This is a genomic window from Psychrosphaera sp. B3R10, from assembly GCF_018861025.1.
Taxonomy (GTDB): domain Bacteria; phylum Pseudomonadota; class Gammaproteobacteria; order Enterobacterales; family Alteromonadaceae; genus Psychrosphaera; species Psychrosphaera algicola.
In genome coordinates, this window is sequence record NZ_JAHKQH010000045.1 from 282,208 (window position 1) to 305,644 (window position 23,437).

At 41.0% G+C, this 23,437-nt stretch carries 19 protein-coding genes; 6 read left to right on the forward strand and 13 right to left on the reverse strand.

The genetic code is table 11. The features are described from left to right. Window positions 1-6: 6 nt before the first annotated feature. Window positions 7-1,086: a 6-bladed beta-propeller gene (locus tag KO525_RS19045; RefSeq protein ID WP_215965422.1), complete on the reverse strand. Its 1,080-nt coding sequence runs from the start codon at window positions 1,084-1,086 to the stop codon at window positions 7-9. A 114-nt stretch (window positions 1,087-1,200) separates the two neighbouring features. On the opposite strand from KO525_RS19045, the gene KO525_RS19050 reads away from it, so the two are divergent. Continuing rightward, window positions 1,201-2,784, forward strand: a complete 1,584-nt coding sequence (locus tag KO525_RS19050; protein WP_215965423.1) for a sugar porter family MFS transporter — start codon at window positions 1,201-1,203, stop codon at window positions 2,782-2,784. A gap of 405 nt (window positions 2,785-3,189) precedes the next feature. Further along, complete coding sequence (locus tag KO525_RS19055) at window positions 3,190-4,047, forward strand: hypothetical protein (RefSeq protein ID WP_215965424.1); 858 nt, start codon at window positions 3,190-3,192, stop codon at window positions 4,045-4,047. Between the two features lie 94 nt (window positions 4,048-4,141). On the opposite strand, the gene KO525_RS19060 is transcribed toward KO525_RS19055, so the two are convergent. The 10 genes from KO525_RS19060 to rpsU form a co-directional block, all read right to left on the reverse strand. Continuing rightward, window positions 4,142-5,389 carry an NAD(P)/FAD-dependent oxidoreductase gene (locus tag KO525_RS19060; RefSeq protein WP_215965425.1) on the reverse strand — a complete coding sequence of 416 codons (1,248 nt, stop codon included), beginning with the start codon at window positions 5,387-5,389 and terminating at the stop codon, window positions 4,142-4,144. 85 nt (window positions 5,390-5,474) lie between these two features. After that, the gene (locus KO525_RS19065; protein WP_215965426.1) at window positions 5,475-5,783 is read right to left on the reverse strand and encodes a 2Fe-2S iron-sulfur cluster-binding protein; all 309 of its coding nucleotides are present in this window, start codon (window positions 5,781-5,783) and stop codon (window positions 5,475-5,477) included. A gap of 24 nt (window positions 5,784-5,807) precedes the next feature. After that, entirely contained in the window at window positions 5,808-6,965 is a 1,158-nt protein-coding gene (locus tag KO525_RS19070) for a cytochrome P450 (protein WP_215965427.1), read from the reverse strand. Between the two features lie 354 nt (window positions 6,966-7,319). Continuing rightward, on the reverse strand, window positions 7,320-9,593 hold the full coding sequence (locus KO525_RS19075) for an FdhF/YdeP family oxidoreductase (RefSeq protein WP_215965428.1): 2,274 nt from the start codon (window positions 9,591-9,593) through the stop codon (window positions 7,320-7,322). Window positions 9,594-9,596: 3 nt separating this feature from the next. Further along, window positions 9,597-10,358, reverse strand: coding sequence for a formate dehydrogenase accessory sulfurtransferase FdhD (gene fdhD, locus KO525_RS19080; protein WP_215965429.1), 762 nt, complete (start codon window positions 10,356-10,358; stop codon window positions 9,597-9,599). Between the two features lie 129 nt (window positions 10,359-10,487). After that, on the reverse strand, window positions 10,488-11,159 hold the full coding sequence (locus tag KO525_RS19085; RefSeq protein ID WP_215965430.1) for a PilZ domain-containing protein: 672 nt from the start codon (window positions 11,157-11,159) through the stop codon (window positions 10,488-10,490). A gap of 277 nt (window positions 11,160-11,436) precedes the next feature. Then, complete coding sequence (gene rpoD / locus KO525_RS19090; protein WP_215965431.1) at window positions 11,437-13,272, reverse strand: RNA polymerase sigma factor RpoD; 1,836 nt, start codon at window positions 13,270-13,272, stop codon at window positions 11,437-11,439. 253 nt (window positions 13,273-13,525) lie between these two features. After that, entirely contained in the window at window positions 13,526-15,280 is a 1,755-nt protein-coding gene (gene dnaG / locus KO525_RS19095) for a DNA primase (RefSeq protein WP_215965432.1), read from the reverse strand. Between the two features lie 152 nt (window positions 15,281-15,432). After that, on the reverse strand, window positions 15,433-15,879 hold the full coding sequence (locus tag KO525_RS19100; RefSeq protein ID WP_215965433.1) for a GatB/YqeY domain-containing protein: 447 nt from the start codon (window positions 15,877-15,879) through the stop codon (window positions 15,433-15,435). A gap of 29 nt (window positions 15,880-15,908) precedes the next feature. Further along, window positions 15,909-16,124, reverse strand: coding sequence for a 30S ribosomal protein S21 (gene rpsU, locus KO525_RS19105; RefSeq protein WP_105053374.1), 216 nt, complete (start codon window positions 16,122-16,124; stop codon window positions 15,909-15,911). A 376-nt stretch (window positions 16,125-16,500) separates the two neighbouring features. Between rpsU and tsaD the strand changes: the two genes are divergently transcribed. After that, the gene (gene tsaD / locus KO525_RS19110; RefSeq protein WP_215965434.1) at window positions 16,501-17,559 is read left to right on the forward strand and encodes a tRNA (adenosine(37)-N6)-threonylcarbamoyltransferase complex transferase subunit TsaD; all 1,059 of its coding nucleotides are present in this window, start codon (window positions 16,501-16,503) and stop codon (window positions 17,557-17,559) included. Between the two features lie 18 nt (window positions 17,560-17,577). On the opposite strand, the gene plsY is transcribed toward tsaD, so the two are convergent. Further along, window positions 17,578-18,168 (reverse strand): glycerol-3-phosphate 1-O-acyltransferase PlsY, encoded by a 591-nt coding sequence (gene plsY / locus KO525_RS19115; RefSeq protein WP_215965435.1) that lies wholly within the window; start codon window positions 18,166-18,168, stop codon window positions 17,578-17,580. 221 nt (window positions 18,169-18,389) lie between these two features. On the opposite strand from plsY, the gene folB reads away from it, so the two are divergent. The 3 genes from folB (at window position 18,390) to KO525_RS19130 (ending at window position 21,972) form a co-directional block, all read left to right on the forward strand. Then, window positions 18,390-18,746: a dihydroneopterin aldolase gene (folB, locus tag KO525_RS19120; RefSeq protein WP_215965436.1), complete on the forward strand. Its 357-nt coding sequence runs from the start codon at window positions 18,390-18,392 to the stop codon at window positions 18,744-18,746. A 25-nt stretch (window positions 18,747-18,771) separates the two neighbouring features. After that, on the forward strand, window positions 18,772-19,566 hold the full coding sequence (locus tag KO525_RS19125) for an undecaprenyl-diphosphate phosphatase (RefSeq protein WP_215965437.1): 795 nt from the start codon (window positions 18,772-18,774) through the stop codon (window positions 19,564-19,566). Window positions 19,567-19,908: 342 nt separating this feature from the next. Further along, window positions 19,909-21,972 carry a prolyl oligopeptidase family protein gene (locus KO525_RS19130; RefSeq protein ID WP_252736554.1) on the forward strand — a complete coding sequence of 688 codons (2,064 nt, stop codon included), beginning with the start codon at window positions 19,909-19,911 and terminating at the stop codon, window positions 21,970-21,972. Window positions 21,973-22,137: 165 nt separating this feature from the next. Here KO525_RS19130 and KO525_RS19135 read toward each other — a convergent pair whose 3' ends face one another. Then, window positions 22,138-23,373 carry a multifunctional CCA addition/repair protein gene (locus tag KO525_RS19135; protein WP_215965438.1) on the reverse strand — a complete coding sequence of 412 codons (1,236 nt, stop codon included), beginning with the start codon at window positions 23,371-23,373 and terminating at the stop codon, window positions 22,138-22,140. Window positions 23,374-23,437 lie beyond the last annotated feature (64 nt).

Below are 23,437 nucleotides of genomic sequence, written 5' to 3' on the forward strand. Positions count from 1 at the left end.
TTCTGCTTACACAGGTGTGAGTTTCATCGGATAACTGCCATTTGCACGCCATTGGCCCACATAAATATTACCTTCATCATCGACACACAGTCCGTGGCAGTGAGTAAATACGCTCCAATCCGTTACTAATGGTTGGAGTTTACCGTCAATATAACTCGGCGGCTCTCCGCCTAAGGTTGCAATCACTTGGTTGTCAGTGTCAAAAATACAAATAAAACCGGAACCATCGACATTTGAGCCGTCGATATGCGACCAGCAAACGGCGGAATACATCAAAGAACCGACGATAACCGGCGCATGGATCCAAGCCCCTGGTGTGGCAATCGTTGCGAGGTATTCACCAGCTAAAGTAAATTGTTTTAAACATTGTTCTGCACGGGAACTGACAATAAGCTTTGGATTAGCTTTGTCGCGATTATCCAGTTCAATACCGTGGGCATTAATGAGATTATGGTCGGGATCTTGATTGTCATGTCCGCCCCATTTTTCTTGGTACTGCCCTTTGCTGTTGTAACGAAGTACATAGTCAGAACCATATCCGTCGGTGATATAGATGTCGCCATTGGCCGCGATTGCTACGTCTGTTGGCCGAAAGGGCATGTCAGGCTGATAAGCGCCAACAGTTTGTGGGTGTCCTATTGTGTAAATCAATTTGCCATCGATTGTTAATTTTGCCACAAAGCCACTTTGAGCGATGACTTTATTGGTTGGCGAGTCCCATTCATCTGTTGAAACACCATCCCAATTACGATTTAAGATCCAACCGCTGTCTACCAAATAAATGTAATCTTGGCCCTGTTCTGAGAGAATTTTGATGCCATGAGCGCCGGGGTATTCACGCCCCCAGACATCAATTAAATTTCCCTCTTTATCGTAAACAACAATGTTATTATCCGGGTGGTCAGTGACCATAAAAATTCGGCCAAGGCTGTCTATTGCAAATGCGTGGCAGTTTTCTACAGCGATTTGTTGTTCGTCAAGTTTGCCCCAGTGAGTATCTATGCTGTATTGATATTTGTCAGTTCCGATAATTTTACCGTGGCAATTGTTGCTCGACTTTGGTATTGCTATTTTTTGCTTCAACATATGTTTTTTTTGATTAGAGAATGATTATTAATATTAGTAACAAATAAATCTAGGGTTGACCATACTTGTTTAAATGTTTATTGTTAACAAAATGATTATTAAAACGGCAGTATTATGGATAAATTTGTAAAGGCCGCGTTTATCTACGCGTCAATTGTAACTATTGGTGGTTTTGTCTTTGGGTTAGACGCTGCGGTTATCTCGGGCACGCTTCGCTATGTTGCGGCAGAGTTTATGTTAGATGATATGCAATTGGGGAATGTAGTAAGTGCGCCTGCGTTAGGTGTTTTACTGGCATTAGTGATCACAGGTGCAGTATGTGAGTCCATTGGCCGTAAAAAAACGCTTATTCTGATTGCCATGTTATATGTTGTATCGGCTATCGCATCTGCGCTCGCACCAAGTTATGAAGCCTTAGTCGCTGCGCGTTTTCTTGGCGGGTTAGCCTTTACTTCTTTGTCTCTCGCCTCTATGTATATAGGTGAAATTGCCCCTGCAAAACAACGTGGCAAACTGGTATCGATGAATCAAATTATGATTGTAGTTGGTTTGACGTTTGCTTATTTTTCTAATTATTGGTTGCTTGGCGCAACTGAAGCAGGCGCAAATTGGATCGTAGAATTTGGCGTTGCTGATAACCTCTGGCGTTGGATGTTAGGTATGGAAATCGTACCGGCCTTAGTTTGGTGTTTATTACTGTTTATTATTCCTGAAAGTCCTCGTTGGTTAGTGTCGAAAGGTAAGTTAGAAGAAGCCAAACAAGCCCTAAGTAAATTAATGCCGGCGGAACAAATTGAAGACGAAATCCAATCGATCGAAGCAAGCTTCAACAATAGCGAAGTACAAGAAGGCGGAATTAAGCAAAAATTTAAGGCGTTATTAGACCCTCGTGTGCGACTCGCTATGATTGTCGGATTAGTGTTTGCCATTGTTCAACCATCCACAGGTGTAAATCCAATATTGTTTTATGCGCCAATGGTATTTGAACAGACTGGCATTGGCACAAATGCAGCGTTTGCACAAACAATTATCATTGGTTTGGTTTCATTTGTATTTACTGCACTGGCCATAGTATTAGTTGATAAAGTCGGGCGTCGACCGCTGGTAAATGGTGGGCTTATTGCTTCTATATTATGTCTATTACTATGTGTAATCGCTTTTAATCAAGCTTCTTACACGCTTGACCAACAGGATGTCTCTAAGCTTGCTGCAGCGCACTCAGAGCTTAATGAAGGTGCTATGCAGTCGCTAGTAGGACAAACATTTAGTGATGACAAGAGTTTTAAAGCTGGTGTTGCTGAAGTGATTGGACTAGATAATGTTCGGGCACTGGAGAGTCAGTTTATTCAAGCGGCAGTGACGATAAATAGCATGTTGGTTTTAGTTGGTATCGTAGGCTTTATCGCCGCGTTTCATATCTCTATTGGACCAATTATGTGGGTGGTCTTTTCGGAGATTGTGCCGACCTCAGTTCGTGGCGTTGCTATCCCAATGTTTGCTTTAGTTTGCAGCACGATAAGTTATTTTATGCAGAAATTTTTCCCTTGGTTACTTAATGCCTTTGGTGCTGCGGATGTGTTTTTATCGTATATGTTGTCAGGCATCGTTGGTCTTGTTTTACTGTATCGCTATTTACCTGAGACAAAAAATAAATCGATTGAGGAAGTTGAAAAACTGGTGGCGGAATACAAGTCGTAGCCTCTGGTCCAATATTAAATTTGTTATTGGGCGGTTAAGTATACTTAACCGCCTTTTTTTGTTCTTAAATAAAGTGTGATGTTGTCGATAAAGGCCGAGACTTGCCTATAATACAAAAGCGGCAACTCTGTTATAAAAAACTGTTTTCAACCATCTAAATCAGCCACCCTATTAAAATTCCCCTTTTGAAAGCTAAGGTGATATCAAGCTCAGCCTTAGATTTACGAGCTAGCACAATGTAAGCGGTTACTTGATTGCGTCGCAGAAGTGTCCCGTTATAGTGACGAGTGGCCGCCTTTTACCCATTTTGTAACATTCCCTGAAATTGACAGTCAACCATAGTTGATTTATACCTAACTCTGACGAGCCCAAATCAGGATCGTAAATATTTCCTTGGGGAGAATAGTGAAGTTACCAATAATTGCATTTTTACTGTCGATTTTTTGTTTTAGTATTAACTTGAAAGCGGAGCGTTATACTTTAGGCATCGCTGTTAGCCCTCATATCCTCGAAGTTTTTAATCAATGGACGTTAAAACAAGATTGTTGGAATGTTGACGAGTTTAAATCTAAACATTCATCACGTGGTGCCATCGAACTCGTTATTATCTGTAAAGCTCTGCATTTAGGCGGGCTAGACGTCAGATTGGATTTTTATCCTTCTCCCAATTATACCCGTAGCTTAGTGCTGGCAAACCAACGTAAAGTTCATATTCCAGGGGAAACGATTTGGAAAAATGAAATAGACGAATCTATTTTTTATGTTTCTAAACCTGTAATTGACGTTGGTGAAATGAAAAAGGGCATCTTTACACTGGGCAACCATCCAATGTTAGATGTTGTTAAAACTAAACAAGATTTACAAAAATACGTTGGCATTTCACCAAATAAGTGGACCCATGACTGGCAAGTTATATCAAAGTTAACGCCGCAATTGTTAAATGCGCCGTCTTCTACAGCTGTGCATAAAATGATTGCTAAAGGGCGCGCAGACTTTACGCTAGGTGAATTTAATAGCGATATGAAAATTGGATTGGAGAATGTTGTTCTAGTGCCAATTCCAAATATGTATGTTTCGTTAGCACAATCTCGTCACTTTATTATTCGTAAGGACGTTCGCAATAGTAAGTTGATATTTTTGGCGCTGGAAAAAGGTTTATCGATCCTAAAAGAGAACAAGTTTATTAGTAAAGCTTATACGGCTTCTGGTTTCACGCCCGCTGAAATCGCCAATTGGCAGGATATAAGTGCCGATTTGGAGTAACTATTTTGCTTCGTTAACCATCAAGCTCTTGTCTTGCTATTCTTAAAAGAAGGATGACCTTTTCGTTTAAGATCATCTAACTTTCTGTTTTTGACTATAGAAATTGTACAGCCGTACTATGATCCCCTAAAGTCGTTTTATCGACGACAAGTCCATTTTTAATGGTTTTAGTTGCGACGACATAGTCTTTTGCATTGTTCACTGCATCCACAGCGAGGAGTTGTGAACCGTTAAAATACCAAAGTGAAAATTTATCTGTATGTTCTTTACGAACGACAACATCCGTAAATCCCTCCGATAAACCTACCATCTGTAATTTAATATCAAATTGATCTGACCAAAACCAAGGTATTGTATTGTATGGCACAGGTTGACCACAAATAGCCTGCGCGACACATTTGGCTTGATCAACTGCATTTTGAACGGATTCAAGTCTAATGAAGCGGCCGTAATGAGGGTTGAAGTGATTGCTACAATCACCAATCGCATAAATGTTTTTGGTCGCGGTAGCGCCAAACTCGTTTACTTTCAGACCATTGTCTATTTCGATATTCGCCATTTTTGCTAGTTCTGTATTGACCCTGACACCCACTCCGACAATGATAATATCAGCTTCGTAAACGGTATCATCATCACAATGGAGTTGATTGATATTGCCTTTAAGAGACAAACCCTCTACATTTTTATTACATAGGATATTAACGTCATTTTGCTCGTGCAAATTGGTAAAATAAGACGACATGGTTGGTGTTGTTACACGAGCTAGTATCCGCTCCTCTCGTTCGAGAACCGTAACATCTGCACCGAGTTTTTTTAGTGAAGCCGCGGTTTCTAAACCAATGTACCCACCACCAATAATAACGACTTTGGGAGCCGCTTTTTGACGCATGGCTTGTTTGATATTATTCACATCTAAAGCGGTGCGCAGTGGAAATAGGTTTACCGCCTGTTGTGAACCAGGGATTGGCGGAATAATAGGACTAGCGCCGGTCGCCAATACCAATTGGCTATAATACATGACCTCTGTTGTTCCATTAGAAGCCGAGTCAAAGGTAATGGTTTGTTTGCCTGCATCTAAGTGAGTTACACGACAACCTAAGTGCAATGATATCGTCGATTTTTCATAGCTCTCTGGTGACTTAAGGGCATTTCTTTCAATGGGGTCATCCGAGATCAAGTAGGCTTTTGATAGCGGTGGGCGATGGTAAGGTAACGTCGGGTCAGCATCTATTAACGCAATCGCACCAACATAACCTGCTTTACGTAATGAAAACGCCAAATTAACTCCAGCGTGACTTGCGCCAACGATAACGCAGGTCGATTGTTCAGGTTGATTTGTCATAAGTGTGACCTTTTAAAAACAATTTTTGATAAATGTCTATTTTAAGAATGGACTTAAAATAATGACTAACGTTTATATAATTTGATTAACCAACGACTTTTAACGTGATCCCGTCAATGTCGTCAGATATGTCAATTTGGCAACATAAGCGGCTATATTCATTCACGTTGTCATCTAGTTCGAGCATGTCAGATTCTATTTCGCTTGCTGTTCCGGTCTTAGCCATGTCTTGTGCTGCAACATGAACGTGACAAGTTGCACATGAACAAACGCCGCCGCAATCGCCATCGATGCCTGGAATATTGTTGTCGACTGCCAGTTCCATAATGCTGCCACTTGTTGCTTCAACTGTAATTGATTGTTCGTCTTGTGTTACAAATGTAATTTTAGCCATGGTGGTTTCCTCTATTTATCTAAATTAGCGCTGTTTAAATTGTACGGTTAAATGATCAAAACCCACTTTTCGTTTAAATTCACCCAATGTTTCAATGTTGTCTTTGCTATCGACGATTGCTATTGAATCGAGCTTATTGATCATCACACTGAGTAAGGTCTGTAATATTTGACGCGCATGTGTCGCGCCTAAACAATTGTGAGTACCAAAACCAAATGCTACGTGAGGATTCAGCTTTCGGTCCAATACCACGTCATTTGGATTTTCAAATACGCGCTCGTCACGATTAGCAGATGCCCAACACAACGAAATACGGGTATCCGCCTTAACGGCATGTTCGCAAATTGAGGCGTCTTCAGTCGCAACTCGTCCCATTTGAGTTAATGGCGAAAAGTACCGTATTAACTCTTCTACGGATTTGTTGATAATACTTGGTTCATCTCGCAAACGATGCAAGTCTTCAGGGTGCTCAGCAAAGTAGCCTATGGTATTGGTCACCATATTTATCACTGTGTCTCGGCCACCTGCGAAGGTCAAGATCATAACGCCTTTGATTTGTTCCTTTGTCATAGGTTTACCCATAACTTTTGACTGCAATAACAAAGAGTATAAGTCGTTTCCTGGAGACTGCTCAGCCCGCTCGATTTGTGCTTCTATATAATCGTAAAGTATTGCAGCTTTGTCGCCATCTAGGGCTGTGGTATCACTTCTAAAAACGTGTGTACCCCAGTTGATCCAAGTTTCAGAGTCTGACATTGGTGTGTTAAGTAACAAGGTTAACGCTCGAGATTGAAGAACAAGCGCGAGTTGCGACACCACTTCGGTTTCAGGCTGTTGTAATACATCGTTAAAAACACCTTCGATAATCGCAGTTAATTGCTCTTGGTAGTCTGCTTCCAATGGTCGTTTAAACCAAGGTTCGATTAAATCCCGGTAAGTTTTATGCTCAGGTGGATCAACTTCAAAAGGGATCTGTCGTGTCTCACGAATGTTCACTTCAGAGGGGATGACGATTCGACCAGGTTTAGCGCCAGACTGGTACGTTTTCCAGTTATGAGCGCATTTACGAACGTCTTTTAATCCCAATACCATAGTTACAGGATCGTTTTGGTCATCCATAAATCCCAATCCAGTTTCAACTCTTGCGGTGGCAAACGGGTCAGATTGTTCACTTTTTTTCATCGAGATACCTTTTGATTATGACGCCTAGTTTGAGCCTAACTCGAGATAATATTGTCTCGGTTAATTCGACCATGTAGCGGTATGTTTATGCTGTAATCTTAATCAAGAAATTGACATTAAAATACAAAGGCTAGAGAATAAAATGTTAAATATATGACCTATTTTTTAGTTGATGTGACAATATTTTATTTAAAAAGACAAAATAATGTTTTTTAGGAATTAGTATTGAGCAGACTAGCTTTGTTTAAAACAAAGCACCAAATGGGAATGTTATTAAGGGGTTCTCTAAGAAAGTAGGGGTCTACTAAATGACGCCTATGAAACTCCCTGGCGTCATTGTTAACCTACATTGTACTAGGAGGTTTTCATCAAGACGGTTTTAGACGCTGAAATGATAACTGGAATAGACTTAGACGTTGGAGTAAAACTGCCATCACCAAAGCTGTCTATTGGTACAAGTGGGTTAGTTTCAGGATAATAGGCTGCTACATTGCCCAGTGGAATGTCATAAAATATCAATTTAAAACCGTCCACCATGCGTGTTTGATTATCGTGCCAAATTGAAGTGAGAGATACCCACGTCCCTTCTTCTAGTTTTAATCGCGAGGCGTCTTTTTTGTTTATAAAGACAACATTCCTTTCGCCAAATACGCCTCGATAGCGGTCATCCATGCCGTATATCGTCGTATTGTATTGGTCGTGAGAACGAAGCGATTGTAAAGTAAATATTGGTGCTTTTTGTTTTTCGATTATTGCAACGACCGCTGCTGGGTAGAGGCTAGTAGGCAATTGGGACGCAGTGAAGTTGGCTTTGCCACTATGAGTCTGCCAATGATAATTAGCCGCTGAGTTAACAAGGTGAAAGCCACCTGGCGTTGCTATTTGTTGGTTAAAGTTATCAAATCCTGGAATCGTTTTTTCAATTAGGTTTCGGATCTGTCCGTAATCCTCCGCCAGCGTTGACCAGTCGACAATATTGTCACCTAATGTTGCGTTTGCAATGGCAGCGACGATTGCGGTTTCTGACTTTAAGTTTGGCCCAACTGGAGTGTTAGCGCCTTTGGACGCATGAACCATACTAAAGGTATCTTCTACCGTTATCGCTTGCTCGCCACTACTTTGTTTATCTATTTCTGTGCGGCCTAAACAGGGCAGAATAATCGCGTCGTTGCCAACACAAAGGTGACTTCGGTTCAGTTTGGTACTAATTTGTACATTGAGCTCAGCTTGTTGTATGGCATCAATAGTAAAGTGCGTATCAGGTGCAGCGGCGGCTAAGTTGCCACCCAAGCAGATAAGGACTTTGCTTTGTTGTGTAGACAAAGCGGTTAACGCTTGGTTGACGTTATGGCCGGGTCGCTTGCTGGTCGAGATACCAAATTCGGCGTCAAGGGCTTGTAAAAATGGCATTGAAGGGTTTTCATTTATCCCCATCGTTCGGTTACCTTGCACATTACTGTGTCCACGCACAGGGCATAGTCCTGCGCCCGGTAGGCCAATTTGCCCAAATAATAAGTGTAAGTTGGTTATCTCTTTAATCGTATCAACAGAGTGTTTATGTTGTGTAATACCCATCGCCCAGGTGGTAATGACACGCTTTCCACTTGCAAACAAATCAGCAGCCTGCTCAATATCTTTCTGGTTTAAGCCTGATTGTTGAGTGATTAATTCCCACGGCGTAGCAGAAACGGCCGTTAGGTAAGCTTCTAATCCATTTGTATGCTGTGCAATAAACTCATCGTTTAATTTTGTATTTATATCGAGGAGATGTTTGACCATGCCACGGACGACAGCAAAATCGCCGCCCAATTTGGGTGTGAAATAACGATGGCTTATGGTCGTTGCCGCTGGAGTAAGTAATTCAATAGGATCTTGAGGGCTGGCAAATTTCTCTAAGGCAACTTCTCTTAGATTATTAAATGAAACAATTTTACATCCCCCTCTTGAGGCTTTGCGCAACGAATTCATCATTCTAGGGTGATTAGTGCCGGGGTTCTGGCCAAAAACAAAGATAACGTCTGCGTGGTCAAAGTCGTCTATCGTGACGGTTCCTTTGCCAACGCCTATAGTGTCTTTTAGAGCAACACCACTAGCTTCATGGCACATATTAGAGCAGTCAGGAAAATTATTGGTGCCTAAAACCCGGCCAAATAATTGATACAAATAGGACGCTTCATTACTTGCTCGTCCCGAAGTATAAAACTCCACTTGGTCTGGCTCTACGTTTCGTATTTTGGTACCGATTATTGAAATTGCCTGTTCCCAGGAAATAGGTTCGTAATGATCGGTGTTTGCATTGTATGACATAGGGTCAGTTAACCGACCTTGATATTCTAACCAGTGGTCACTTTGCTTTTTGAGTTGGCTTACCGAGTACTCACGAAAAAATTCAGGACCTACTTTTTTGTCTGTAGCCTCCCAAGTTACCGCTTTTGCTCCATTTTCACAAAACTGAAAACGGTCATTTGTATTGTCGCCCCACGCACAACCTGGGCAATCAAAACCATCGCTTTGATTTACTTTCAGCAAATTTTTGATATTGTCTTTTGCGCGTTGGCTGCGCATCACTTGTTTGAACGTGGAGGCGACTGATGCGAAACCACCGGCTTTATTAGATTTAACTGTCATAAATTACTCGATACCATAATAGATAGGCTGATCTTTTTTCGGGATCTGGACTAACAAAAGGTTATGTTCTGCAGCTAGATTAACCGCAAACTGGCTTGGTGAGGCAAGGCTAATTAACGTAGGTACGCCGGCCAAAATTGATTTCTGCACTAATTCGACACTGCATCTACTTGTCATTAAAATTGCGCCTTGGCGTCTATCAATACCATTTTTTAAAAGGTAACCAATTAACTTATCAAGCGCATTGTGTCGGCCGATATCTTCACGGCAGGCGACTATCTGACCGTCAGTGTTGAGCCAAAATGCCGCGTGCAAAGCGCCACTATTTTTAGCTAGGGTTTGCCAAGTCGACAGCTTGCGCCGAATGACGCTAAGAGTGGTTTTCAGATTAGGCGATATCGCTGACATCGCAGGCAACGTTGGCAGTGTAGGGAATGCTTGGGTTAACGTTTCAGTACCGCAGAGCCCACAACCCGTGGTGCCTTTTAGTTGCCTTTGTCGTTGTTGCAAGTTAACTAAACATCGGTTAGCAATGGTTACGTTAACGATATAGGCATTGTCCTGCTGGCTGATATTGATATCATGAATATCGCGATTGTGGCTAATAACTAAGTTGGACAACAGAAAGCCGATGACAAATTCTTCTAAGTCATGAGGGCTTGCCAACATGACAGCATAGCTCACCTGATTTATTTCGATAGCAACAGGATGTTCTTCCACTAAATGAGTCGAAAGGGCTTTTAATGGAGTTGCAGAAGTCGGCATAAGGCTTGGGCTAACCTTGTATTAAAATATAAGAATGGCAAATATGTTAATAATTAAACCATATCGCGGATCAAAATGCTGTTACTTGTTGGTTGTAAAATAACAAATATATGATGGATCCGAGAAAGGTTATAAGCCGTATTCTCGCATAAGAAGGATCGCAAAGGCACTTTTTACGACACCGGTGTCTTCTTCTGTAAATTCGACGCCCAGTTGAACTTTTTCTCTTTGTCGAGCATTTTTAACGACACCGCTGATGGAAAAATCCATATCTAAGTCGTCGTTAGCAACAAATTCAACATTGACCTCTTGTCCAGTTAACTCTTCTGACGTTGGGTTCTCTAATACTTCTTCACTAAGTAAGTATTCACACTTTAATCCTGTCATTGAAAAGTCAGAAATTAAAGCAAGATATTGTCGGTCTAACTTTGGATAAGTAATGTTAGCCATTAACTCTACGGAAATCCTAGGGGCGGTTCTCAGTCGCTGACCTTTCACAATTTTAGGGTATTCAACAAGTAAAAGGGGTTCTCGAAGTTTACTGATCCCTAATGAAGATACCTGAAAATTAAGAGCGGTAAGGTATTCTTGAGCTACTACGGTTTGAATTGATAACTGGACTCCGGCTTTCAAGTCGTGGCTGTCATTGGCAGCACTAGTGATATTTTGAAATTTTAGAATTAAATATTCATTTTCAATCAGGCCAACGTAAATCATTTTAAATTTTAGTCGGTTATGCACTTTGTCATATAGGCTGATGTTGACAATAGTACCTGGTTGTAATTCTTTAATTAGATTCAACGTTTACTCCACCAATGAGTTAAATATGACGTTATCACTTGCAATAGGGAAACCAATATTAGTTGTTACTATTCGTTAAAATTATGCGTAATAAAATAATTTGTAAAAAGTCCCAAATAACTCTTTTTAACGAATATTCAATAGTATGGCGGATATTCAGTATGTGACAAAGAACTAATTTTTTAAAGTGGTTAAAGGGAAGATTATTAAAAATAAAACGCCAAGCAATAAAAAACCCGCTAGTGCGGGTTTTCTAAATGTGTTGTAAATTGACTTATTACTCGTCTAAGAAGGTTCTTAACGGTTCTGAACGAGAAGGATGCCTTAATTTACGTAATGCTTTTGCTTCAATCTGACGTATACGTTCACGTGTTACATCAAACTGTTTACCAACTTCTTCCAAAGTGTGATCCGTATTCATGTCGATACCAAAGCGCATACGCAATACTTTAGCTTCACGGGCGGTTAGGCCAGACAATACATCACGGGTTGCATCTTGCAAACCTTCAGAAGTAGTTGTTTCCACTGGTGAAGATATTGTTGTATCTTCGATAAAGTCACCTAAATGTGAATCTTCATCGTCACCAATAGGTGTTTCCATTGAAATAGGCTCTTTTGCGATTTTAAGCACTTTTCTGATCTTGTCTTCAGGCATTAACATGCGCTCAGCAAGTTCTTCTGGTGTAGGCTCGCGACCCATTTCCTGTAACATTTGACGTGAAATACGATTAAGCTTGTTGATCGTTTCAATCATATGTACTGGAATACGAATTGTTCTTGCTTGGTCAGCAATTGAACGCGTAATCGCTTGACGTATCCACCATGTTGCATAAGTAGAGAACTTATAACCACGACGATATTCAAACTTATCTACCGCTTTCATCAAACCGATATTACCTTCTTGGATCAGATCCAAGAATTGTAAACCACGGTTTGTGTATTTTTTAGCGATGGAGATAACCAAACGTAAGTTGGCTTCGACCATTTCTTTTTTCGCACGACGCGCTTTAGCTTCACCAATGGCCATACGGCGGTTGATGTCTTTAATCGCTTCTACATTTAGTCGTGTTTCTTTTTCAATTTCTTTTAACTTTTGGATGCTACGACGAATTTCAATGTCGACTTCTTTAAGTCGATTTGCAACGTCATCGCCGCCCGATTGCAATAACTCTAACCAAGACGTTTTAGTTTCGTTGCCTGGGAAGATCTTAATGAAATCTTTTTTAGGTAATTTAGCGTAACCACAAGTGTGTTTCATGATTAGACGTTCTTGAACGCGAACACGGTCCATCATGTCACGCATATTTCGAACTAATTTATCAAATTGCTTTGGAATCAGTTTGAATAAGCGGAAATGTTCACCAAGAGCCGCAATCTTTTCTTGAGTTTTTGGGTGAGAACGACCAAGTTCATTGATAGAGACTGTTGACTCATCATACAAACGGCGTAACTCTTCAAAATGCTCACGAGCTTCTTCAGGATCTGGGCCTGTATCAACTTCTTCTTCGTCTTCATCATCGTCATCTGAATCGCCGTCTTCATCGGCTAAATCAGTTTCAGACAATTCTGATCCAACATGAGTTGCAGCAGGTGCTACATCTTCTTCGTTTGGATCTAGGAAACCATTAATGATGTCGCTTAAACGAATTTCTTCTGCTTCATATTGGTCCCACTGATCCAACAAGTAGCTGATAGCTTGCGGGTATTCCGCAACTGAAGATTGAACGGTATAAATACCTTCTTCAATTCGTTTTGCTATGACGATTTCGCCTTCGCGAGTCAGTAATTCAACCGTACCCATTTCACGCATATACATGCGAACAGGGTCGGTAGTACGACCTATTTCTTTTTCAACAGTAGCAAGTGCTGCAGCTGCCGCTTCAACGACTTCATCATCGCTGGTTTGTTCTTGCATCAACAATTCATCGGCATCAGGTGGTGTTTCACATACCTTGATACCCATGTCGTTGATCATCTGAATGATGTCTTCGACTTGATCAGCGTCGATCATATCCTGCGGAAGGTGATCGTTCACTTCTGCAAAGGTTAAGTAACCTTGCTCGCGACCTTTAATAATAAGAAGTTTTAGTTGAGACTGAGGAGTTTGCTCCATACAGATTATCTTCCACCTACTAGTTGAACATGAAATACTTGGGAAAGTGCTTATTTATTCACCGTAAAGTGATTTAAAAAGCGAACTACATATTATAACAGCTGTTTTAATTTCTGGCTATGTATTAATCGAATTGAAACAAATCAATGGCAATTAAATCTATTTTGTGAAATATCAATCTACGATGAAGGGGGTTAAGGGTTCTTAGAAGGAGTAATACAGTGCCAAAATCAAACTTCCGTTCGGTATTGTTTTAGGATTTTAAGGCGCTCATTAATGCCACATACTCAATCTGTTCTTGCTTATCGAGTTGACCAGTTTTCCCTTTAATTAATAAGGCCTCAAGGCGTTTCTCCAGATAACTATCTTGCAATGACTTAAATGTCTCGGCAAATTCTTGAATCAAGTTCTCATCGTCAATTTGGTGCTCCCAAGAGAATAAACGGGCCAAAAATGAGTATTCTTTTTGTGAACGAAAACGCTCTAACAAAACCGATTGTTTAATTTCAGGTTCGTCCAAAATTAACTTTTGAATAGCGATGAAGGTGGCAAAACCTGGCATTTCTGCATTAGCTAATGCTGGAATAAATGGGACTTCTTTAGCTAGATTAGGATGTTGTAATAGCAAACCAATGGCCCGGCGCATCGGCGTTATTTGAAACTCAGTCTGTTGACGTTTAACTTCAGCGATAGGTGAGCGATTTGCCAATTTAATTTTATCGGCGTCGCGGCCGATTAAACGAGCTAACTTTGCTAATAATGCTTCTTTATAATAATCACTAGGAACAACTTCTATTAGTGGTTTGGCTTGCGAGAGAAGGGCAGATTTTCCTGCGTCACTGGTAATGTCCAGAGCGTTTACAAAGTGCTCAAAGAAATAGTCGAGCAAAGGTTTTGCTTCACCGAGTCTAACTTCAAAGGCTTCTTTGCCTTCCTTTTGCACCATAGTATCTGGATCTTCACCGTCAGGTAAAAATGTAAACCGTAAATCGACACCGTCTTTTAAATGGGGCATGGCGTTTTCTAACGCTCGCCAAGCGGCATCACGTCCAGCTCTGTCGCCGTCATAACAACAGATTACCTGACGCGTACTGCGGAACAAGAGCTGCATATGCTCAGGTGTTGTCGCTGTACCAAGTGCTGCCACAGCGTACGATATTCCCTGTTGAGCCAAAGATACAACGTCCATATAACCTTCGACAATAAGAACTCGTTCGAGGTTTTGATTGGCCTGTTTGGCTTGATAAAACCCATACAGTTCGTTGCCTTTATGAAATATACGTGTCTCAGGTGAATTTAAATATTTTGGGGTTCCGTCATCAATAACGCGTCCGCCAAAGCCCACCACTCGCCCACGTTTATCACGAATTGGGAACATCACTCTTTTACGGAAAAAGTCGTATGTTCTGCCTGAATCGTTCTGGTTTAAAACTTTTAGATCGAGAAGTTGTTGTTGCTGCGCTTTTGTTTTACCAATCGACTTTAAAATACTGTCCCAACTATCAGGCGCATAACCAATGCCGTAGCGTTGGCAGATTTCGCCAGATAAATTACGATTCTTTAAATAATCAATAACCGCTTTTGAATTCTGATCATGTTTGAGATTGTGTTGGAAAAACTTTGCGGCGAGTTCCATTAACTCGTAGTCCGATTGTTTTTGTTCTCTACTTACTGTTGGATATTTTTTCTGTTTTCCGGTCCCGTTATCTTCGCGGGGGACGTCAATACTGTGCAGTCGAGCTAGTTCTTCAATGGCCTCGACAAACTCAAGTTGTTCGTATTCCATTAAAAAACTGATGGCATTGCCATGAGCACCGCAACCAAAACAATGATAAAACTGTTTTTCAGGGCTTACCGAAAATGACGGTGATTTTTCATTATGAAATGGGCAACAGGCTTGGTAGTTTTTGCCGGCTTTTTTAAGCGGAACTTTAGCATCAATTAAATCAATAATATCGGTGCGAGCAACAACGTCATCAATAAAGCCTTTCGGAATACGACCAGTCAATCACTTGCCCCTTTGAGTAGTAAAAATAATTTAATTGGATGGTGATTATTGCAAATTAACAGTGGATTTAAAATGATCTATACGGCAAATAAAACAAAACCGCAAAATTTGCATTTTGCGGTTTATGTTGCTGAAGTGTTGCAGGTCAAAAATTAACTGTTTAATTTCGACCGTACTAAACCACTTACCTTGCCCATATCGGCACGGCCAGTGATTTTTGGCTTCAATTCGGCCATTACTTTTCCCATGTCCTGCATGCCAGATGCCCCAGTGGCTTCGATGGCGGCAGAGAGCAAGGTTAGAACTTCTTCCTCGGTAAGCGCTTGAGGTAAGAAATCTTCTATAATGGCGATTTCAGCTGCTTCAATATCAGCTAGCTCGGGACGGTCAGCGGCTTCATACTGCGCTTTAGAATCTTTTCGCTGTTTTACCATCTTAGTTAAGATGGCAATAACATCTTCGTCACCAAGCTCAATTCTTTCATCTACTTCTCGTTGCTTAACCGCTGCCAAGGCCATGCGAATTGTGCCTAAACGGATTTTATCCTTAGCACGCATAGCATCTTTTTGGGCGTCTTTAAGCTGGTCAATAAGACTCATAGGTACTTCCTGACTCGAGAGTTAGTAGATTAATAAAGTTTGATGCGACGTGCGTTTTCGCGAGAAACTTTTTTCAAGTGGCGCTTAACAGCAGCAGCTTTCTTACGCTTACGAGCCCAAGTTGGCTTTTCGAAGTGTTCACGACGACGTACTTCTGAAAGGATCCCTGCTTTTTCACATGAACGTTTAAAACGACGTAGTGCAACGTCAAACGGTTCGTTCTCTTTAACTTTAATTACTGGCATTTAAAAATCGACCTCAGTATTCTGTATTTTATGGTTAAACTTTAACCAAGACTAATAAAAATGGTGCGGCATTTTAAATCCAAGCCCCGTCTTTTGTAAAGTACTTTTTTTAAATTTAAACAGGTTTTCAGGGATTATTTAACAAGACGTAATGTCTAAGAGGTTATTACTGAAATAAACTGCTCGGGGATTCAATTGAATCTCTTTGTTTCGAGGGGTAGAATGCGCGCCTTTCGCTAAGAGTAACATAGTTGCTACGGGGCGAAAACAGTCTAATTTGCACGATGGTTGGAATCGTTAGTCAAACCAGCCGGTAAACCCTGTGTATATTGATATTATCGTTATGTAAAACAAGCGAGTTTAAGGTGAATTTAACATGTTAATTTTAGGTATAGAATCTTCCTGTGACGAAACAGGCATTGCGTTATACGACACCGAAAAAGGGCTTGTTGGACATAAACTTTATAGTCAAATTGCGGTTCATGCCGATTATGGCGGTGTTGTCCCTGAACTTGCCTCGAGAGATCATGTGCGTAAAACAATACCTCTTATCAGTGAATTGTTGTCGGAATGTGATCTGACAAAACAGGATATAGAAGGAATCGCGTTTACGGCTGGGCCTGGACTTGTTGGGGCTTTAATGGTTGGAGCCTGTATTGGCCGCTCAATGGCTTATGGCTTAGGGATCCCAGCGGTAGAGGTTCATCATATGGAAGGGCATTTACTTGCGCCGATGTTGGAAGATGAGCGCCCGGAGTTTCCATTTATCGCGTTATTAGTTTCCGGCGGCCACACGCAACTTGTAGAAGTGCAAGGTATTGGCCAATACAAAATTTTAGGTGAGTCTATTGACGACGCAGCGGGTGAAGCGTTTGATAAAACCGCAAAACTACTTGGGTTAGATTATCCTGGTGGACCTATGTTGGCAAAATTAGCCGAACACGGAACTCCGGGGGTATTTAAGTTTCCTCGACCAATGACAGACCGCCCAGGATTAGACTTTAGCTTCAGTGGCTTAAAAACAGCAGCGGCAGTTGCGATTCGTGGTGCAGGGATTCATTTGTCTGGAAGTAAATCAGACGCAACTGAATTACCAGAGAATATTGACCAACTTAAAGCTGATATCGCCCATGCGTTTCAGCAAGCTGTCGTTGATACTATTGCAATTAAGTGCCGACGTGCGGTAGAGCAAACTGGAATTAAAACTTTAGTTATCGCCGGTGGTGTCAGCGCAAATACAGAACTAAGAGAGAAACTAGCTCAATTGATGGCCAAGCAGCGCGGTAATGTGTTTTATCCTAGACACGAGTTCTGTACCGACAATGGTGCGATGATCGCATTTGCGGGCGCTCAACGTATTTTGAGTCAAGGGGATCAAAACTTAAAAGTAAAAGCGAAACCACGCTGGTCAATTGAAGAATTACCTAAACTTTAATGTAAGTTTACAATAACTTTATACTCTTAAATTCGACTTAGGTTCGCTGCCATTGGCTAGGCGAATGATATTAGGGATATGTCGAGCAATAATAAGTAACGCTAACATGGTTACTGCGATTGTATATTTAGGCGAGGTTAGGTAAGTCACCAGTGGTGAAATCCCGACAGATACTATAGCGGATAAAGATGAATATCCGGTTAAACGGAATACGATCATCCAAGTTCCTAATAGAGTAAACGCAAGAGTCGAACCGACGGGCAGTAAGCAACCTAACGCGGTTGCGACCGCTTTGCCGCCTTGAAACCGGAAGAAAATCGGAAACATATGTCCGAGGCAGCAGGCCAATGCAATTGCGCCAATTTCTAAAGTCGAAAATCCTAGGTAATAACTCCCCCAGCTAGGGATTATTCCTTTTAGAACATCGAACAATAAAACCTGGATAGCCGCGGTTTTACCCGCAATACGGTAGACATTTGTTGCGCCAGGGTTAAAAGATCCTTTAGAGCGAGGGTCAGGTAATCGCCACAATTTACAGTAGATGATCGCTGAATTGACTGAACCTAGTAGATAGGTTGCAATTAATGTAAGAAAAAATTCAGCGGACATGAGTTCCTCATTGTTGGTATTTCAGCTATTATTCGCGCTTTCAATTTTCGCGTCGCGTAAACTAAGAGCGAAACGTTAATTTGGTAAGCAGATATTTATCATTGAGAGAGACGAATTACTATACAAATTTGTATTTCGTTATGGTATCCGACCTCTTGGCGATTCACAAATACAGCTCAGTTATACTATGTTGAATTGAATTATATAGGACCAAAAATTACATGGCGCAAGATATTGTTTTTATTGAAGCTCTCAAAGTTGATACTGTTATTGGTGTTTACGAATGGGAAAAAACGATCCAACAGACATTGCAATTTGACGTTGAAATGTACACTGATATTAGTCAAGCGGCACAAATAGATGACCTATCTAAAACAGTTGACTACGCCATTGTTGCAGAAGATATAGTGAAACTTGTTAAACAAAATCAAGCGGAGCTTATTGAAACCGTTGCTGAAAAGGTCGCAAGCCACATTTTAACGTCGTTTCCTGTTGAACGTTGTCGAATTAAATTACGTAAATTGGGTGCTGTAGCAAGTACGGCATCTGTTGGTGTGTTTATTGAGCGCACAAAATAAAAGTTAACGCATTAAGGGAAATCTAATGGGGATCATAGAAGTCATTGTTTTGGCGATACTGCAGGGGTTAACCGAATTTTTGCCAATTTCGAGTTCAGCGCATTTAATTTTGCCGTCGCAGATTTTAGGTTGGCAAGATCAAGGTTTGGCATTTGATGTTGCTGTTCACGCGGGTAGTTTGCTCGCCGTTGTTTTATATTTTCGGGAAGAAGTCGGCCGCATGGCGGTGAGTTGGGTTCAGTCATTTAGTGGCAAACAGGATAAAGACAGTAAATTGTCGTGGTTGATTATCCTAGGGACTATACCTGCCGGACTAGCAGGCTTTATTTTTAAAGACTTCATTGAAGAAAACTTAAGAAATACAACCGTTATTGCGGCGACAACAATTGTCTTTGGTCTCTTGCTATGGTGGGCTGACAGACAAGCAAGCCAACTTAAAGACGAATATCAAGTATCGGTAAAAAATGTTGTCATTATTGGTTTAGCCCAAGTACTAGCATTAATTCCGGGGACGTCGCGCAGCGGCATTACTATTACTGCTGGGTTAATGGTGGGGCTAACTCGAAAAGCGGCCGCGCGATTTTCTTTTCTATTATCTATCCCGCTAATTGCCGCGGCCGGTGGTTATCAAGCAATAAAATTGAGTCAAGAAATTGTACCGGTTGATTGGGCCGCAATTGGTTGGGGCACCTTGCTGTCTTTTATCAGTGCCTATGCGTGTATTCACTACTTCCTAATCTTAGTAGAAAAGGTCGGTATGTTACCGTTTGTAATCTATCGATTAATCTTAGGTTTAGTATTGATCTTCTTTTTCATCTAGTTAGTAGCCGCTAAAACAGGTTGAATTGATGTAATAATGGGGCTTAAGGCCCCATTATTTGTTTAAGGCGCGTAATGAGGTGACTATCTTTGTTTAGCCAAATAAACCACTGGTTGATTATTGTACAATCAATGTGTTGTTAAATTTACTGTCATTATTTAATTACGCTTTTCCTGTCACATATGCCCTAGAATCTAGACTTTTTGTTATTATTTTTTTACTTTTGGGCGAGAAACGTCTTATGTACTCCAAAAGGAAGAATAATAAATGAATAAAATGTCGAAGCTAACTGCAGCTTTGTTTGTTTCCAGTTTGGCCATAGCAGGCTGTGCGAGTGATTTAATGAAAGAAAAACAAATCAAGCTTGTTTATCCAGTTACCCAAAAAGGTGATGTGGTTGAAAATTATTTTGGTATTGACGTAGCAGATCCATATCGTTGGTTAGAAGATGACATGAGTAGCGAAACCGCAGCGTGGGTTGTAGCTCAAAATGAAGTGACAAACAGTTACTTAAGTCACATACCTTACCGCGAAAAAATTGAAAAACGCCTTACTGATTTAATGGACTACGAAAAAGTAGGCATGCCATTTATTGAAGGTGATTACACTTATTTTTACAAAAATGACGGATTGCAAAATCAATCGGTTTTATATCGTCAAAAAGGCAATGCCGAGCCGGAAGTGTTTTTAGATCCCAATACCTTTAGTGAAAATGGGACAGTTTCTCTTGCTAGCATAGAGTTCACTAAAGACGGTTCAAAAGCGGTTTACCTTATCTCTGAAGGTGGCAGTGACTGGCGTAAAGCGATAGTTATCGATACTGAAACTAAACAACAGTTAGAGCCTGAGCTCATTGACATTAAATTCAGCGGCATTTCGTGGTTTGGCGACAAAGGTTTTTACTATTCAAGCTATGACAAGCCAAAAGGCAGTGAACTGTCGGCAAAAACAGATCAACATAAAGTTTATTTCCATAAGTTAGGAACCCCGCAGAAACAGGATCAATTGGTTTTCGGTGGAACTCCAGAAGAAAAACATCGATATGTTTTTGGTGGCGTCAGCGATGATCTTAACTATTTGATCATTCAAGCAGCGGTATCCACATCGGGCAATAAAATCTTTATCAAAAAAATGGGTGTTAAAAACGCACCACTCGTTGCGATTGTTGATAACACAGACTCAGATACTAACTTTTTAGAAAGTAAGGGTGACGATATATATTTGGTCACCAACCTTAACGCACCTAATAAACGAGTTGTAAAAGTTAATGTCGATAATCCAGCTCCGGCAAATTGGGTTGATGTTATTCCTGAAACTGATCATGTACTCAGCGTGTCTACTGGTGGCGGTTATATATTTGCTTCCTATATTAAAGATGCCGTCTCTATGATCCAACAGTACGATTTTAGCGGTAAGAAGATCAGAGATATCGCGCTACCAGAAGTTGGCAGTGCAAATGGGTTTTATGGCAAAGATGATCAAACCGAACTTTATTATTCATTCAGCAACTACAAAACACCGACAACCATATTTAAATTAAATGTTGATACAGGTAAGTCGATTGTTCATGCGAAATCTAAAGTGAATTTTGACAGCGACAAATTTGAATCTAAACAAGTTTTTTATAAGTCGAAAGACGGAACAAAGGTTCCGATGATTATTACTTATAAAAAAGGCTTAGCGTTAAACGGCGATAATCCAACTATTTTGTATGGTTACGGTGGTTTTAACGTAAGTTTATTACCAAGCTTTAGTTCAACACGCGCCGCATGGATGGAGCTTGGCGGTGTTTATGCCGTTGCTAATTTACGTGGTGGTGGCGAGTACGGTAAAAAATGGCATAACGCAGGTACTAAATTAAATAAGCAAAATGTGTTTGACGACTTTATCGCAGCGGCGGAATATTTGTCTGCTGAGAAATATACCTCTGCAGAAAAGCTTGCTGTGATGGGGGGATCTAATGGTGGTTTGTTAGTGGGTGCTGTTATGACACAACGTCCAGACATCATGAAAGTCGCTTTACCAGCCGTCGGAGTTTTGGATATGTTGCGTTACCATACGTTTACTGCTGGGGCTGGTTGGGCATATGACTACGGCACAGCGGAAGATAATAAAGAAATGTTTGAGTATTTACTAGGCTACTCGCCAGTCCATAATGTTAAACCTGGGCTGGATTATCCTGCAACTTTAGTAACTACAGGCGATCATGATGACCGCGTAGTCCCAGCTCATTCGTTTAAGTTTGCTGCTCATTTACAGGCAAAACACACGGGCACTAATCCGACATTGATCCGCATAGAAACAGATGCGGGCCATGGCGCGGGTACGCCAACGAGTAAAATCATTGAGCAATACGCTGACATATTTGGCTTTACGTTATATAACATGGGCATAAAATCCATTTAACAGGTTTGCCAAACTGCAAGTGCATCAGAAGCATGCGCTTGCAATACGTTTAGGTATAAAACCGATTATTATGTCGAGCCATTAAAAAGCCCAAACTGCGAAATTAGCGGTTTGGGCTTTTTTGTTTTTTTATCATCACACCATTTTTTATGACAATATGTGAGTTTAAGTCTGTTCGCTTACCGTTTTTTTATAGGCGTTTATAGTCGCTACACGGCGTTCGGTTAGACGAGTTCTAATTTCGGGGCCTTGGTATCCCTCAGCTATGACATCTTGAACATTGACTTCACCCCCGAGCACTAAACATTCAGCGAGGTAATCCGCTTGCGGATAGTCACGTTCTTCAAAACCTGTTCGTCCGCGCATATCGGCAGTACAAGCAAGTAAGAACTGCGAAAATCGTTCGGGTTTACGCCACGCGTCCATTTTATCAAACAGCTTCACTATGGTGTCTGCTCTTAACTCATAAGCTCTGTGAGTATGGGTGTGATATTCACACATAAGTAAGGCTAACTCTTTGTATTCGTTAGGTACTTTTAATCGAGTGCAAAATGCTTTTAACGGTGTTAATCCAGTTTTTTCATGACCACGATGATGAGGCCACATCGACTCAGGCGTCAGACCTTTACCAAAGTCATGAACAAGGGCAGCAAAACGCGTTACCGGGCTTTTAGATAGCTTAGCGGACTGATCCACGACCAACATCGTATGAATACCAGTGTCAATTTCGGGGTGCCATTTTTCAGGATTAGGTACTCCCCAAAGTGCGGCTATCTCAGGCATTAACAGCGCAAGCGCACCACAATCCCTTAGGACATTAAAAAACACTGACGGCGATTGTTCATTAAGAGCTGAGGACATTTCCTGCCAAATACGTTCAGGAATTAAGGCGTCAAGCTCGCCAGTTTCAACCATAGTTTTCATTAATAACTGAGTTTCTGACGCTACGGTAAAACCTAAATGGTGGTAGCGGGCTGCAAACTTAGCGACTCGTAAAACTCGCAGTGGATCTTCGACAAATGCTGGAGATACATGGCGTAGGATCTTGTCTTTAACATCTTGTTGACCGTTAAATGGGTCGATAATTGTGCCATCTTCAGCTTTTGCCATGGCATTTACCGTCAAGTCGCGTCGCTCTAAGTCTTGTTCGACACTAATATCTGGGGAAAAGTCACAAACAAATCCGGTATAACCTGAGCCTGATTTTTTTTCAGTACGTGCAAGTGCATACTCATCTTGGGTTTTGGGGTGCAAAAAGACGGGAAAGGATTTACCAACTTGGTTAAATCCATTCGCCTCCATTTCAGCTATAGTCGCACCTGTAACTAGGTAGTCTTTATCTTTTATCGGGTACTTTAGAAGTTGGTCTCTTACAGCACCACCGACGAGGTAAGTTTTCAAATTGACACCTTATAACAAATAGGTATTCGCCTTAGTATATTCTGTTATGATTGACCTGTCTTAA